Below are 14,984 nucleotides of genomic sequence, written 5' to 3'. Positions count from 1 at the left end.
GAGATGACTTCTTACCCGGGCTGGGAGTACCTCGATGATCAGCGACGGTCAGGGCAACACACAGACCCCCATGGTGAAGGTTACTTCGAACGACGTGAGAAGCTAGAGGATTCCTTTCCATTTCCATGGGCGGGGCCCTCGTCTGCCTCGTATGCAGTCGACTCGGTACTGGGCTTGATTATTCCATTCCGAATTACTGGCCGCATGCCGTGTTGCGAACGCCACCATTCGCAGTTCACGGATCCGTGAGGCGATTGTGTAGTTGCTCCACATGGTTACGTCACATCCGTAGAGATTGCAGAATTTTTCGTATTCGCTCGAACTAACGACCCCAGTCGTTTTTGAACGTACTGCAGTTGAGACGAGGTCCCATTCGAGGGGACCGATCGAGAACCGCTCCAAGTCCATCAGTAGATAAGAGCCACGCACACGGACGATGTTGCCGGGCCAGGCGTCGCCGTGGATTACTCCTTCTGAATTACTACTTTTCTGCGCAGCAGCCCACTCCTCCGAAAGTTCCCTGTAGAGGCTTAGCAGCCATTCTTTGTCATCACCGTTTAGCGTCGTAGAGGCGGTGAGGCGCTCGTGAAGTCGAATGAACGGATCGAGCCGACCTACTTCGAAGTCTGGTATCGGTAGTGAGTGAAGGTCTTTCAATCCGCCCGCTACATCTGCGATGGTGCCTTGGTCGTGCTTGCCGATATCGACCCAGAAGGTGACCGGTCTACCTGCTGCGATGACTGGTTGTTGAACGTCGATTACTTGTACGGCTGGAACACCCATGCTCAGAAGCCAGCGGGCGACCTGGACTTCCCGTCTTGCCGTTTCCTGCTGGCCGATGGGAGAGATCCGCGCAATTACACCGTCGGGAAGGCGCCAGACTTCGTTCTCAGCTAGGCGTATTGGCTCTATGGGACTGGCGGTGAGTCCCACAGCAGCGCAGGCTTCTCGGAGCGCTACGCCGCCGTCTCGCACATTTTTCATGCTTTCAACGTAGCGTCGAGGCGTTCGCGGAGTGCGTTCACCTCAGGAATTTTCTGGTGGCGGTCGGCGAAGACTCGGAGCTCCCTCAGGTCGTCAGCAGCTCGCCGGGAGGTGAGGTTACCTCCGAGCTCGATGGCACGTTCCCCGATTGCAACGGCTTCCAGCGGGTCGCCTTTAGCCATGGTGAGGGATGCCAGTTTGGCGCAAGAGATCGCCCTGGAGCGAGTGAATGCATCGCCATGGCCGCGCACTGCTTTCCGGAAACGCTGGTTGGCCAGCCCGGGGCTCTGGTTCTCGAAGCCAATGGCCAGGTCGAAGAGGGCGTGGGCTGTGTCCCCGTTGTGTTGTGCCTCGTCGTAGTACGCCATCCATGGCGGGTCTTCGGAGGGGTACCGCTGGGCAAACGCTTCGTCGGCGGCTCCGACTGCAGCCAGGGTCTGTTGCACGTTCCGTAGTTTTCCGAACGCGCGTGCGCGTGCTGTGTGTAGCATGGCGCGCTCTGTCGCTGTGAGCCGGTCCGAGCGGACGAGTCCCTTCTCGGCGTGGGTGAGTCCAGTGTCGGCGTCACCGACCCAGATGGCCTGCCGTGCCAGGAAGGAGTAGCCCTTGGCCCGCAGGTGCCAGTGCTTGCCTTCCTCGGCTACTTCAACGGCGACTTTGAAGGCGAGCCTTGCTTGGTCGTGCTCATATGCGTCGAATTGAGAGGCTCCGGCGACAAGGCTCAAGCGTGCTACGGCAGCGAGGAAGTCGGCCTGTAGGGGTGCCGGGCATTCGACGGAGAGTAGCCTGACCGCCCACTGCACGGACTGTGTGGCCAGCTGCCGTACAAGGCCGCCGCCACCATGAGCGTTATCCCAGACGTGAAGACCTTCGGCGATGTCCAGAAGCTGCTTGACCTCCTTCGAGGTCACCCTGGCGGGCAGCGCCTGGGGGGCTGTCGGCATGAGTTGACGGGCGAGATCTAGTGGGGCGAGCAGGGCGAGGCTGCCAATGGCGAGAAGTGAGCGGCGTTCCACAGGTTCAGTACCCCCGGTTGACGAGCTTTGGTGACCTCCCTCCAGGATGCGCCCTTCGTGCGGCCGTGCGGTGCGGCGCTGCCCCTGACGGGCCGGATTATCCGCATCACGGCCCCGATTATCCGCATCGGCGAAGACCATGGCCCATGCTCTGGTGAACAGCCCGTCTGTCTGCAAGGCCTCATCGAGGCGGGGTGCGAGTGCTTCTGGGCAGCGGTAGTTCCCCTTCTCAATCTTCAGGAGTGCATCCACACCGACCTGCACCTTTGCCGCGAACAGACGTGCTGTCGCGAAGCCCGCTGCTTTACGTCGATGGCGGAGCTCGTGCCCGAACCAGGCTTCCGGTGAGCGGGCCGGGTCGAGGACCTTCTCTGGTTGCGGCATGACTTTCCAGCTTCCTGATGCGGATTTCTGCAGGTATCCGCATCAACTCCCGCACGCTTGCCTTGCGCGCTCTTTGAATAGGTGCTGATCGCTGCAAGACCAGTACACACCGCAACCGGGCACCTGCGAAGGCGTTCCGGGCAACGAACGGGATCCAACGTGGCGAACCATCTCGGAGCGGCGGAGCTTGTAGGAGCTCCACGCAGTGAAACCGTCTGCATGAACGGTCAGTTGACGATGCGTCTGAGCGTCAGCGCGGAGCTGGTTCGTCATGCGAGAAGGATCGTTGTGGAGCACGCCCTCATGTGGGACCTCGAAGAGCTGAGTGAAGACTTGGGACTTACGGTCTCGGAGTTGCTCACGAGCGTGCTTGTCCACGTCAGGCGCGGTGATGGTGCGCCCCGTGCCGAGCTTCTGGTTCAACGAACCCTTGATGGCGCGGTCGTCGTGGTTCATGACGACGACCCCACAGTTCCCCAAGAGCAACCCAGCGACGCCTGCGATGAGGGCGGCCGCGGGTTCCGGGTCATTCGGGGCCTGGGAGCGAAGCTGGCGATTACTCCCAGCCCCCAAGGCAAGGACATCGCAGCCGTCTTTCGTCGGCCTCTCGCTGCTGCAGGACAGGGGAGCACGTCGTGACTGGATGCGGATCCTCCTCCCGCGACAGAAGAACTCTGATGTGCGTGAAGGCCTGCAGCGTGCCGAACGCCCGGGACTTCCTTGCGCTTTCTCCCTCCCGCACCTGTCCATCGATTGGGGACGCCTCGTGTCGGTAGACCTACGGAAGTGCCATGCCGACAGGTCTGGATGGCCTCAGGTCGGGACGACAGCTCTGTGCCGAGGACGAGCAGTCGTTGTGCGCGTGGGCCTGGGCGTCTACGGCGAGAACTCGGTGTGGGTGCGACCGCTGTCCGGCGGTGCCGGCTGGGCTGCGCCGGTGGAAACACTTCTTCCCGACCCGGCCGAGAGCACGACGTGACTGCTGCGTGTCATCCCGCCGAACTGATCGTCTCGGCGGCAGAGGGCCCTGCCTGCATCAGTGAACGGCCGTGTCAGTGTTCCAGCGGCCTGGGCAGCTACAAGTCTGGCATCTCCTTACCCGTGCTGCCCGAAGCTCCAGTTTCACCAGCACAGATCGGAATCCCATGCGCTACCCCCGTATCGAGGACTACGCGTTTGTCGGAGGCAGGCGCACCGGCGCCCTCGTCGGCCGCGATGGCTCTCTGGACGGGTTGTGCCTGCCTCGATTCGACACGGCGTCCGAGTGGGACAACCGCCCTGGGCCCTTACGTCCGAGAAGTCCTGTCGACGCCCTGCGGTTGTGCGGCAGCGGCCCTCCTCAACCTGGGGTGGCGCGCCGCTGGCAGGCTGTCCTGCGATTCCGGGCTCTTCGTAGCCCCCTGAGACCGGCCACCGGGGCCGATGCGTGGCGGTCCGTACGCCATTCCCCGTCGGTTACGGCCCGCTTCTCCAGCCCCGGTGGCCTTTTCCTTTCTCACTTTTCTTCTTCGTTGCTCTTGAGGATGCTCATGTTCAGTCGTGGTCGCCAGCCGGTCATCGATGCCGGGAACGCAATGCGGGGCGTGCCCGGTGGTCTGGCGCGGTCTGCCGTTGGCGGGTCGCTCCGGGGACTGTCGGGCCAGCCCGCACATGGCGCCGACGGGGTGAGGCAGGGCAGTTCGGTGACTGCTCTGCGACCGGTGGTGGAGGATGTCGAGCAGCCGGTCGCGCTGGTGCTCGACGAGGATGTGCCTGCTCCGGGGAAGGCATCCCTCCTGGCCTGTGCCCAGAAGTCTTCCCTGCATGGTGTGACGGTGGGGTTCGGCGCGGAGCCCCATCGGGAGCTCCCGGACGTGTTCAGTGCGGTTCGGGTCAATATGGCCATTGGTCTGCCCGCAATCGGTCACCTGCTTGAGACCCGCAAAGCGGTGGGCCTGTTCCTGGTCTGCCGCCAGCATCACACGGTGCTGATCCTGATGAAGTCCGACGCAGCGGACAGCTGGTGTGCCGCGCACTCCGAGTGCAGTCGCCACACCAACGTTCGCACCCTCAGGTGCGAGCCGGGCTACGGTCCGCTGTGCCAGGCAGGCGTCTGGGTGGAGCCGCCCGGTCCGGACAAGGGCCCTGTGACCGACCAGGAGGCGTTGCACCACGCGCTCAGTGGGATGCGCTCGCCCGCGATCCGCGGTGAGAAGCGGTCGTTGCGGGAGGTGTGCTGTGCCTGATCGCCTCATCCGGATGCCTTCCGTCTTCGAGGCGAGGTCGGCCGCGCCGGTGTGCGCACCTCTTCAGGTTCCTGACGACATGAGAGTTTCATGACCATTCAGATAGCTGTCCTCATTTTGATCTGCGCCGGTGCTGTGGGTGCCGTGTGGTTTGGCCGGTCGAAAGCAGCGGCCGTGAAAGCGCTGACCATCCGGCTGGAGCAGGTGGAAAAGGCGCAGCAGGAAGTGGAGGGGGCGGCTCGTGCCGCGCGCGAGCAGGCGGACAGCACGGATCGGTGGTGGAGGCAGCAGACGCAGAACCGCCGCGACCGTGCGGTGAAGGCGCTGCGGCAGCTGGTGGATGCGGATGTGCCGGCGGCTCTGCGCGGCGAGCAGGTTTCGGTGGAGAGCGCTGCTGTTGTGGATGAGGAGGCGGCAGAGCTGTACGGGCGGCTGCTGGCCGTGGCTGCGGGTGCGGCCAGGGCGAGGGCGGAGGACCAGGAGTCGGCCCGGCTGGCCGTGGTCGCTCTGGCGCGCCGGGTCCAGGCCTCTGCGCATCTCGCTCAGCAGGTCGCGGACCAGATGGCCCGGGAGCATGCCGGCTTCTCAGAGGTCGTGGAGGGGTGCATGCGGCTGGATCACATGGCTGCGCAGCAGGGACGTCGTGCGGCGAGTCTGGCGGTGCTGTGCGGTGAGGTGCCGGGTCAGCAGTGGTCCGAGCCGCTGGCCCTGGTGGATGTCGCGCGTGCGGCCAGTGCCCGTATCGAGCCGTATTACCGGGTCGATGTGACGGGTGATCAGACTGTCGCGGTCCGCCCGGAGGCGGCCGAGGGGCTGATCCATTCGGTGGCCGAGTTCCTTGCCAATGCGACGCAGTCGTCGCCGCCCGCATCGCGGGTGACTGTCCAGGTCAGCACGGTGCAGCGGGGCGCGGTCATCGAGATCGACGACCGGGGCCCGGGGGTGACCGAGCACGAGCTGTCCTGGATGCGGGCGACGGTTTCGGGGCAGGCTCCGGGCGGTCTGGCGGAGCTGGGCGAAGTCCCGCAGACGGGCCTGCTGGTGGTCGGCCAGTACGTTCGGCGGCTTGGTCTGGTCGCGGATGTGCAGGAGTCGGTGTACGGGGGGCTGCGCGCGGTGGTCCGGGTGCCCGAGGAGCTGGTGGCGGTTGTGCCGCTCAGCTCGCCGGCTGCCGCAACCGTGAACGACCCGGGCCACGAAGTGAGCACGGCCGCGGTGGAGCCGGTGGACAGTCATCGGCCCGCGCAGGATTCCGGGGGTCTGCCCCGGCGGCGTTCGCTCCGTGGTGAGGCGGCTCCCGTCCAGCCGTCCGGGCCGCCCGTGGCAGAGGTGGCGCAGGAGTCGCCCGAGGCAGCCGGTAACTGGATGACCTCCTATTTCACAGGTGGCACGGCGGCCTCGGACGAGGCGGCCACGGGTATCAACGACTGGAAGGACACCGAGATCTGATGTCGGTATCGAAGAACGGGACGAACACCTGGCTGCTGGGCGACCTTCCGCAGCTGAAGGGCGTGAGCCACACTGTGCTGGTCACCAGTGATGGTCTGGTGAGGGCTTGCTGCGAGAACACCTCCCGGGAAAGGGCGGAGCGGACCGCTGCGGCGGTCAGCGGATCGCAGTCGCTGGCCAAGGGCCTGGCCGCCGAGTTCGGCCCTGCAGGGGCAGTCCCTCTCCAGTCGGTGGTGACGATCACGGGCGGGCACGTGTTCATGCGGGCGGCTGGTGAGGGCTCGGTGCTCGTCGTGGTCACGTCCTCGGCGGCGGACCCGGGCACGATCGCCCAGATGATGCAGCAGCAGGTGCAGCAGCTCGGCAAGAATCTGGTGACGCCCGCCAGGACACCGGAACATGGCTGAGAGCGGGGAGTACCGGGATCATCCCCTGCGGTCCTTCGTGCTGACGAACGGGCGGGGCGGTGCCTCCCGCCAGTTCAGTATCGACACGCTGCTGATCGCCACTGGCACAGACGACCCGCTGCCGTCGACGGCGAGCCGTCAGGCGCGGCAGCTGCTGGACCTGTGCTCCCGTCTGCAGTCCCTGGTCGAGGCCGCGGCCCGGCTCAACCTGTCGACCAGCGTCGTCAGTGTGCTGGCCTCCGACCTCGTCGACTCCAACCACCTGACCTGGCGGCTTCCCATTCCCAAGGCCGCCGCCCCCGACCGCGATCTGCTGCTTGAGGTGCTGCATGGTCTCCAGAGACTCTGATCCTTCCGGGCTGCCCGGGACGGTGACCACGGCGGTGAAGATCCTCATAGCCGGGCCGTTCGATGTCGGTAAGACGACCCTGGTCGGATCGGTCAGCGAGATCGCTCCGCTGCGCACCGAGGAGCCGATGACCGTCGCGAGCGTGGGTGTCGACACACCCGGCAGCCCTGCGAAGACCCACACGACGGTGGCCATGGACTTCGGCCGGGTCACGTTGAGTGAAACGGTCGTGCTGTACATGTTCGGTGTGCCGGGTCAGCGGCGCTTCTGGGACTTGTGGAGGGGCCTGGCCGAGGGAGCCATCGGCGTGGTGGTCCTGGTCGACACCCGCCGGCTGGAGGCCAGCTTCGACGTGCTCGGCGAACTGGAGCGACACCGCCTGCCGTTCGTGGTGGTGGTCAACGTTTTCCCCGACACGCCGCACCACAGCGATGAGGAACTGCGGGAGGCCCTGGACCTGCTGTCCGAAACCCCCTTGGTGAAGTGCGACGCCACCGACCGTGCCTCGTCACGGGACGCCCTGGTCACCCTCGTGAAGCACGTACTCGGCCCGACCCCTTCCGCGCCCTCTACCCAGGAGCTCGTATGACGACCCCGCCTCCCGGCTGCCCCGCCCACATGGCTGCCGGCCCAGTCCCGCTGTCCGCCATCACCGCCAGCGCCAGCCTGCCCGACACCTACCGGTGGCTGCGCGAGAAGTCGGGGCCGGTGGCCCGGGTAGAACTCGAACCGGGGGTGAACGCATGGCTGGTGATGGGGCATGCCGAACTGCTGGAACTCACCCGCAACGAGCGCGTCTTCAGCCGCGACTCACGCAACTGGGGCGACTACCGCAACGGCGTCGTCTCACCTCATTCCGGGCTGGGGCCGATGATGTTCTACCGGGACAACGTCACCGGCGCCGACGGAATGGAACACCGCCGCCTGCGCCGCCCGCTGGACGACGCCCTGGCGGCCGTCGACCAGCGGCAGATGCGCCGGGCCGTCGAACGGACATGCCAGGACCTCATCACCGCGTTCAGACACCGCGGCCACGCGGACCTGGTCAGCGAGTACGCCCGGATAATCCCCCTCCTCGCCCTCGCCCACGCCTCCGGCCTGAACCCGGAAGAAGGACACAACCTTCTGGAGGCACTCGCCGCGCTCTTCGGGTCGGCGCAGGACTCCCAGGAAGGCAACCGCCGGTTCGAGGAGATCCTCGCCCGGCTGATACGCGCCCGCCAGGCCAACAGTGCGCAAGATCTGGCCAGTTCCCTGGTCCAGCACACGGACCTGCGGTCCGACGACGAAAAGCTGCAGTCCCTCGTCGTACTGATCTCCGCCGGGCAGCAGACCCTCTCCGCCTGGATCTCCCGGGCCCTGTATCTGATGCTGACCGACTCCCGGTTCGAAAACCGGCTGCGCGGCGGACGCCTCGGCGTCGACGAAGCACTGGACGAAGTCCTGTGGCGCGACCCGCCCATGACCCACATGCCCGCACGCTACGCCCTCATCGACACCCACCTGGGCAATCAGGCAATCACCCGCGGCGACGCCCTGATCCTGGGACTGGCCGCGACGAACACCGATCCGCGCATCCACATCGACGGTGCGGAACCGGAGATCGGCAACCGGTCCCACGTCGGGTTCAGTACAGGCCCGCACCAGTGCCCGGCCCGCACTCCGGCCCGTCTGATCGCCCGCATCGCCATCGAGCAGGCCCTGTACGGCCTACCCCGGATCGCTCTCGCCGTCCCCGCCCAGGACGTGGTGGCCGAGCCCTCCCCCTGGACGCGGCACCTCGCCTCCCTGCCCGTGACCTTCACCACGACCACCAGCACCGCACCGAGTTCGTCCATCCGATAACCCCGCCCGCCCGCTCTCGCACCGTGCACCGGAGGTAGATCATGACAGCATCACACCGCACTGCCCCGCACGTTCCCGTTCTGCGCCTGGACCCCACCGGCGCAGACCATCAGGGCGAAGCGGCACGGCTGCGCGAGCTCGGCCCGGTCGTGCAGGTGATCCTGCCCGGCAAGGTGAAAGCCTGGGCCGTCACCACGCACCAACTCGTGTCCGAACTGGTGACCAGCCCGGCGGTCAGCAAGAACTGGCACCGGTGGACCGCCCTGCACACCGGCCAGATCCCCGACGACTGGCCGCTGACCGGCATGGTCAAGGTCACCAACATGGTGACGGCCGACGGCGAGGACCACCACCGCCTGCGCAGAGTCGTCACCCAGGTCCTCACCCCCGCACGCGTCAAGGCCATGCGCCCGCAGATCACCGCCCTCGCCCACCGGCTCGTCCACGAGCTGCCCCGCCACGCCCACCCGGACGGCGCGGTCGACCTGCGCGAGCACCTGGCCTACCCCCTGCCGATGGCCGTCATCTGCGACGTCATCGGCATCCCCGAACACCACCGGCCCCAGATGAGACACCTGGTCCAGAGCATCTTCGATTCCACCGCCGGCCCCGACGAAGTCCTCTCGACCCAGCACCTCATCTACGCGCTCCTCGACCAAGTCGTCGACGAGCGCCGCCACACCCCGGGCACCGACCTCGTCAGCGCCCTGATCTCCGTTCAGAACGACAGCCCGGACACCCTGAGCACCGCCGAACTGACCGGCACCCTCTGGCTGATGATCTCCGCCGGCCACGAAACCACCCTCAGCCTCATCACCAACGCGCTGCGCGCCCTGCTCACCCATCCCGACCAGCTCCGCCTGGCTCTGAACGCCGACACGGACATCTGGCCCGTCATCGTCGAGGAGACGCTGCGCTGGGACGCACCTATTGGGAATTTCCTCGCCCGCTACCCCACCGAGGACCTCCGCATAGGCGGCGTGACCATACCCGCCGGCGATGCCGTCCTCGCCCCCTACAGTGCGACCGGCCGCGACACCGCCCAGCACGGGCCCACCGCGGGCCGGTTCGACATCACCCGGCCTCCCACGCGCCATCTGGCCTTCGGCGGCGGACCCCACGTCTGTCTCGGCGCCCCCCTGGCCCAGATGGAAGCCGCGATCGCGCTCGAAACCCTGCTCACCGCCTACCCCGGCCTGTCCCTGGCCGTACCGCCCGAATCGCTTGTGCCCGTGCCGTCCCTGATCTCCAACTCCGTCCAGGCCCTCCCCGCCCGCCTCGACCGCCCCGCAACCACACACTTTCAAGGAGCCCGGCCGTGAACGCCCCCGCCACCGCCGTACCCACGGCCACCGCAGCCCACCCCGTCATCGCTCCGTCGGCCGCCCGGCTCGTCCACTGGCTGCTCGGCGGGGAACGCCACCATCACCCCGCCGACCGCTTGCTGGGCCTTGAACTCCTCAAAGTCGCACCGTGGTTCGAGGAGTCCGTGACGATCGGCCGCCGCTACACGCACAAGACCGTCGGCATGTTCCGTGACTGCGGGGTACAACAGTTCGTCAACCTGAGCAGCGGCCTGCCGACCCCCAACCCGCGCCTCCCCCACACCTCCGCGTCTGCCGGTCCGGACGCCACAGTCCTCCATGTCGACACGGATCCGTACGTCATCCGGCACGGCCCCGGACTCCTGCCCAGCGGGACACGACACCGCTTCCTGCACGAGGATCCGCAGAGCATGCACCGGATCCTGCGGGACCTTCCGATCTACGGCTTCAACCCACAGCCCATCGCGTTCCTGCTGCACAACGTCCTGGACCGCATCCCTTCCGCAGCCGACGCCCACGCCGTCCTGGCCCCGATCCTCAGCACGGCGCCGCCCGGAAGCGTCATCTCGCTCACCCACGCCACCGCAGACCTGTGCCGGGACGGCTCGGCCCAGGCCGCCGCCCGCTGCCTCACCGCGGCCGGACTGCCCATAAAGCTGCGCACCGCCGAGGAAATACGCGACCTCGTCGAACCGCGAGCCCACCACCGCCCCTGGCACATCCGCGCCCCCGGCATCGCCCCCGTGGGCAACTACCACCCGAGCCGGAGCCCCATGCCCGAACCCCCTGGCCCCAGCGGTGGTTACGCAGCCATCCTCCTCCACCCCGACGACCCCCGCTGACACCCCCTGACCAGCTGTGTCCGCGAGGACGGGTACTCCGTGCGGACACAGCTTCCCCGGGGCCTCTCCGGCCGGGGCGGCCACCGCAGGGCCGCCCGGCGACCCGGCACCGGAGAGGACGGCGCAGCCCCTGCGGGCGGGCCGGCCCTCGAACCCGCCCACAGCCCTGCGCCCCGGCTGCCTTCCGGGCCTGCCCGCCCAGGAGGCAGCCGGCCCAACCCACGCACAGAAAGAAGCACCGTGACCGAAACCGATTCCCACCACCGCCTTCCGCTGTCGGACTGGGCGCGTGTGCCCGGCGTGGCCCGGATCTGGGACTACCTCACAGGCGGCACCGACAACTACCCGGCCGACCGTGCCTTGGCCAACCAGCTCCTGCAGGAGGCTCCGTGGCTGCCGCAGGCAGTGAGGGCTGGCCGTTACTACGGTCAGCGGGCAGTGGAGTACATGGCCCGTGCCGGGATCACGCAGTTCCTGGACCTGGGCTGCGGAATGCCCTTCACCTCCCGCGGCGTACCGTCCACGCCCCTGCACGCCTACGATGCGGCCGTCCGCTTCTGCGCCCCGAGCGTCGTGTACGTCGACAGCGACCCGGTCGTGTACGGGCACGCCAAAATGGTCTTGGCGGAGTGGACGGGCACCGTCGCGGTGCATGCCGACGTACGGGAGGTCGGCCGCCTCCTGGACCACGAGGACGTGGCGTCCGTGATCGACCTCAGCCATCCGGTCGCCGTGCTGGGCCACGATCTGCTCTGCTGGATGAACGACGAGGACGCCGCCAGGGTTGTGGCGGATCTGCACGAGGGGCTCCCACCGGGCAGTGCCCTGTCCGTGTCCCACGCCACCACCGACACGGCCCCCGACGCGATGGCGGCACTGGGCGACCTCTACGCCGAGCACGGGATCGTGTTCCGGCCCCGCTCGCGCTACCACATCGAGCAGCTCCTCGGCCCATGGACGCCTGTCGACCCGGGCCTGGTCCCTCCCGCCCTGTGGCCAGCGCCGCCCGACTACCAGCTGCCCGGCACCGACCAGTGCCACGCCCACGCCGTCGTGGCACTGCACCGCCCGGCAAGAACCACTCCCCCCACGCCCGCGGCGTAAAGCCCCCCGTGTGCAGAACCCGGCTCCGTACCGGCCACTCCCCTTCTTGACCACGGCGACAGGAACGACCGTGACCACCGCACCCCAGGACGACACGGACAGGCGAACAAAACCCATCCATGTAGCACCGAAAGGCCCTTCCATGACAGCGAGTTGGACGTCAAAGACACCCGGAAGACTGATCGGCATAGTCGAGGACACCGGCGAGGCGCTCCCCGACGGGCAGATCATCGCCCCGCACCGGGCCCCCTTCGCCTAGCCGCTCTCGCCCGCACGTCTCCGTCCCACCGCCGCCCGTCAGATGAGGCCCGGCTCACGCCCCGCGCGAAGCAGCAACTTCACCGAGTCCGCGGCGAAGGGGGACGGGGGTACAACCCTCGACTGCATCAACCCAGAAAGCCACTGATGACCCTTGTACCCGTAAAACCCCAACCCGCCCCGACCAACGCCGATCCGTTGGCCGTTCTCGTGCAGGACGTGCGCGATTACCTGCGCCGACAGGGCTACCGGCCGGGGCAGGCGCTGCCGGCCGGCATCATCGCTCTGCGCCTCAGCGTGGAGTCCGAGGACGTCGCCCACGCTCTGGAAGTCCTCGCCGCCGAGGGCGGGGTCGTCCATCGGGCGGGGCCCTACGGGCCCGCTTTCTATGTGGAGGACGGTAAGTCACCACTCCAGGGCCGTGACCATGGTTGATCTCGAACGGGCCTACGCCTCGGTGTCCGCGCGCAACGCGCGCGCCTACCGCAGTTTGGGCACGCTGGCTGCGGCGGACTTCGATGCCGGCCTCGTGGTCGGCGCGAATACCCTGCCGCGGAGCGCCGCGGCCACCGGGCTGCGGAAACTGGCCGAGGCGGGGCTGCTGCTGAGCGCCGGGGAACATCCTGTCCGCGGCCCTCTGTATGAGCTCGGGCCGGTGGCCAGGAAGCACGCGCGGCGCCTGAGCAGGTCCTGCGGCGAAATGGACCGGCCTCTGGAACAGCTGGCGACGTGGCTGGTGACCAACTCGTCAGCAGTCAACGAGCTGGTGACCCCTGACCATGCCCGGCTGCGCCACTCGTGCACCAGGGCTCACCATCGCCTCATCTTCGCCACGCCGCACGATGCTCTCCAGTGGCTGGAAAGCCAGCACCGCAACTGCATGGTTGTGCTTTGCGCGGCTGCCGAGGAGGGCATGCACGAGTTTGTGTGGCAGCTGGTCCACGCGATGTGGCCCGCCTGGCGGCAGTACCGCAGGTATTCCGACTGGATTCTCGCCCACGAACTCGCGGTGCGGGCCGCCGATGCCTGCAAAGAGTCGGCCGCCTCCCTGGTCCTGGCCACCACTCTGGGGATCGCCCTGCGGTCGACCGGCCGTTACGAGGAGGCGCTGGCGCTGCTCACCGAAGTCCTGACCCAAGCCCGTCAGGATTCCGACCAGCGCATGGCCGCCCAGGCGCTGCACGAGATCGGCTCCACCCACCTTGCCTGCGACCGCTTGACCGCCGCCAGACGGGCACTGAATGAAGCACGGGCACTGCATATGAAAGCGGGGGCCTGGCTCGGTGCCGCGCTCACCGGCATCACGTATGCACGAATCGACCTGGTCCAGGGCCAGCCCGCGGTGGCCGCCAGGAGGCTTGTCCGGGCAATGGACCAGCTCACCAGGGCGGGCGACTCCTACAATGCCGCCCGGGCCCGCGCCTACCTGTCGCGCGCCTGCTCCCTGGCCGGCGACACCGAGTCCGCCCGGCACCACGCCCGCCTGGCCCACGCCTTCTTCCGGGCCGGCGCACCCCACCTCTGGTCGGCCCGCAGTCTGGAGTACCTCGGTCTCACCGAGCAGGACGCCGGAAACCCCGAAGCGGCGCGGGTTCTGTTGAGCGAGGCGTGTGTCGAGTATGGGCCGATCAGCCGGGCCGACGCCGAACGGCTGCAGCACCACCCGGTCATGGCCTGAGACCGCTTCCCGGCTCGGGCTCTTTCTCAAGCTGTCGCTCCTCCCCTCCTACTTGATCAAGGAAATTTGTGATGCAGAGCGGCTCGCCCGATCTCTCGCCCCGCCGCTGGCAGGTGGTGGCGCTCACCGCCATTGGCCTCAATCCCCATGAGATTGCCGCAGAGATGGGCATTACCGTCAGTGGCGTGCGATCCCAGCTGCGGGACGCGCGGCTCGGCACAAAAACGCAAACTGATCGTGCACTCGCCTACCGGGTGCTGGCCGGCGGGGGCGTCGACCTGTCCAGACTGCCCGCACCCCCGGACGATCTGCTGGACGATGAGCCAACCCGCCTGGTGCTGCGCGGCCTGCGCTATGACGTGCCGGACCACCAGCTGGTCACGGTCATCGCCCGAGAGGCCGACACACACCCAAACCGTGTCAGGGAGACGCTGAACAGCCTCCGCAGCGTCACACACCTGAGCGACTGCGGGCTGCTCGGTCTCGCCGTCGCGGAGGGCATCCTGTCCGGCCGGGAGGGGGTCAGCCCGCCACCGGGATCCGTACCGGCACACGCCTCGGCCGCCGGCACATCGGGCACGAGTCATCCGGGTGCGCCCGGTCGGCTCTACCAGCGGTCATCCTGGCCGTGGCCGGCACCGCAGCACAGGCCACGGTCCGCCGACTCCCTGAGACTTCTGCCCGACGGGCTGACGGTCCAGAAGGCCCCTGACTACCCCCTCGCCGGTCTCCAGGACCACACCGTTGTGGCCGGCATACACGCACAGCCAGTGCGGATGAGCCCCGAAGCCTGCCGGGACGTGCTGCGCCGCCTGCACCGCGACGGCTTTCCTCCCGAGCAGTGGGGTCCGGTACTCGGCAGCACCGAGGGCCACCACGCGCACCTCCTGCTGAGACCCGGCTCGCTGCCCGACCGGTGGCGGTACGCCGACTGCCGCGTCCTGAGACACGGCACCGTCCTGCACCTGCCTCCCCGCACCGCATCAGGCGGCCCCCTGTACTGGGCAGTGCCACCCGCCGTCTGGTGGCACACGGCCGAAGTCATGCGCCGGATCGAAGGGGACCACTCCGCAGCGCACGCGGCACACCCCTGACCTGGGGCACCCACCATCGCGGCC

At 67.7% G+C, this 14,984-nt stretch carries 15 protein-coding genes; 13 read left to right on the top strand and 2 right to left on the bottom strand.

All coding sequences use genetic code 11. The features are described 5' to 3' along the window. Positions 1 to 102: 102 nt before the first annotated feature. Together ACFYW1_RS28205 and ACFYW1_RS28200 are read right to left on the bottom strand one after the other, a co-directional pair. Complete coding sequence (locus tag ACFYW1_RS28205; RefSeq protein WP_388999024.1) at positions 103 to 984, bottom strand: aminoglycoside phosphotransferase family protein; 882 nt, start codon at positions 982 to 984, stop codon at positions 103 to 105. Then, positions 981 to 2,384, bottom strand: coding sequence for a helix-turn-helix domain-containing protein (locus tag ACFYW1_RS28200; RefSeq protein WP_388999021.1), 1,404 nt, complete (start codon positions 2,382 to 2,384; stop codon positions 981 to 983). Before ACFYW1_RS28200 ends, ACFYW1_RS28205 begins: the two co-directional genes overlap by 4 nt. A gap of 159 nt (positions 2,385 to 2,543) precedes the next feature. Here ACFYW1_RS28200 and ACFYW1_RS28195 point away from each other — a divergent pair, with 159 nt between their 5' ends. From ACFYW1_RS28195 to ACFYW1_RS28135, 13 genes are all read left to right on the top strand, one after another. Further along, positions 2,544 to 3,023: an ATP-binding protein gene (locus tag ACFYW1_RS28195; protein ID WP_388999018.1), complete on the top strand. Its 480-nt coding sequence runs from the start codon at positions 2,544 to 2,546 to the stop codon at positions 3,021 to 3,023. Positions 3,024 to 4,084: 1,061 nt separating this feature from the next. Continuing rightward, positions 4,085 to 4,609, top strand: a complete 525-nt coding sequence (locus tag ACFYW1_RS28190) for a hypothetical protein (RefSeq protein WP_388999015.1) — start codon at positions 4,085 to 4,087, stop codon at positions 4,607 to 4,609. A gap of 90 nt (positions 4,610 to 4,699) precedes the next feature. Further along, positions 4,700 to 6,058, top strand: coding sequence for an ATP-binding protein (locus ACFYW1_RS28185; protein WP_388999012.1), 1,359 nt, complete (start codon positions 4,700 to 4,702; stop codon positions 6,056 to 6,058). Continuing rightward, complete coding sequence (locus tag ACFYW1_RS28180) at positions 6,058 to 6,465, top strand: roadblock/LC7 domain-containing protein (RefSeq protein ID WP_388999009.1); 408 nt, start codon at positions 6,058 to 6,060, stop codon at positions 6,463 to 6,465. Before ACFYW1_RS28185 ends, ACFYW1_RS28180 begins: the two co-directional genes overlap by 1 nt. Further along, positions 6,458 to 6,814, top strand: coding sequence for a DUF742 domain-containing protein (locus ACFYW1_RS28175; RefSeq protein ID WP_388999006.1), 357 nt, complete (start codon positions 6,458 to 6,460; stop codon positions 6,812 to 6,814). The genes ACFYW1_RS28180 and ACFYW1_RS28175 overlap by 8 nt, the downstream gene beginning before the upstream one ends. Then, a complete protein-coding gene (locus ACFYW1_RS28170; RefSeq protein ID WP_388999003.1) occupies positions 6,795 to 7,403 on the top strand; it encodes an ATP/GTP-binding protein in 609 nt (202 codons plus the stop codon). Before ACFYW1_RS28175 ends, ACFYW1_RS28170 begins: the two co-directional genes overlap by 20 nt. Then, complete coding sequence (locus ACFYW1_RS28165) at positions 7,400 to 8,659, top strand: cytochrome P450 (RefSeq protein ID WP_388999000.1); 1,260 nt, start codon at positions 7,400 to 7,402, stop codon at positions 8,657 to 8,659. The genes ACFYW1_RS28170 and ACFYW1_RS28165 overlap by 4 nt, the downstream gene beginning before the upstream one ends. Before the next feature lie 41 nt (positions 8,660 to 8,700). Further along, positions 8,701 to 9,981, top strand: coding sequence for a cytochrome P450 (locus tag ACFYW1_RS28160; protein ID WP_388998997.1), 1,281 nt, complete (start codon positions 8,701 to 8,703; stop codon positions 9,979 to 9,981). Further along, positions 9,978 to 10,826 (top strand): SAM-dependent methyltransferase, encoded by an 849-nt coding sequence (locus tag ACFYW1_RS28155; protein WP_388998995.1) that lies wholly within the window; start codon positions 9,978 to 9,980, stop codon positions 10,824 to 10,826. The genes ACFYW1_RS28160 and ACFYW1_RS28155 overlap by 4 nt, the downstream gene beginning before the upstream one ends. 240 nt (positions 10,827 to 11,066) lie before the next feature. Next, positions 11,067 to 11,930, top strand: a complete 864-nt coding sequence (locus ACFYW1_RS28150) for an SAM-dependent methyltransferase (RefSeq protein WP_388998992.1) — start codon at positions 11,067 to 11,069, stop codon at positions 11,928 to 11,930. Positions 11,931 to 12,335: 405 nt separating this feature from the next. Further along, complete coding sequence (locus tag ACFYW1_RS28145; RefSeq protein ID WP_388998989.1) at positions 12,336 to 12,623, top strand: hypothetical protein; 288 nt, start codon at positions 12,336 to 12,338, stop codon at positions 12,621 to 12,623. Then, positions 12,616 to 13,866 carry a hypothetical protein gene (locus ACFYW1_RS28140; RefSeq protein ID WP_388998986.1) on the top strand — a complete coding sequence of 417 codons (1,251 nt, stop codon included), beginning with the start codon at positions 12,616 to 12,618 and terminating at the stop codon, positions 13,864 to 13,866. Before ACFYW1_RS28145 ends, ACFYW1_RS28140 begins: the two co-directional genes overlap by 8 nt. Before the next feature lie 71 nt (positions 13,867 to 13,937). Then, positions 13,938 to 14,960 carry a hypothetical protein gene (locus tag ACFYW1_RS28135; RefSeq protein WP_388998983.1) on the top strand — a complete coding sequence of 341 codons (1,023 nt, stop codon included), beginning with the start codon at positions 13,938 to 13,940 and terminating at the stop codon, positions 14,958 to 14,960. The last annotated feature ends 24 nt before the right edge of the window (positions 14,961 to 14,984 follow it).

The sequence above is a fragment of the Streptomyces sp. NPDC002669 genome (genome assembly GCF_042889165.1).
Taxonomy (GTDB): domain Bacteria; phylum Actinomycetota; class Actinomycetes; order Streptomycetales; family Streptomycetaceae; genus Streptomyces.
The sequence above is the reverse complement of the archived record's forward strand: the minus strand, read 5'-3'. Positions and strand labels throughout refer to the sequence as shown.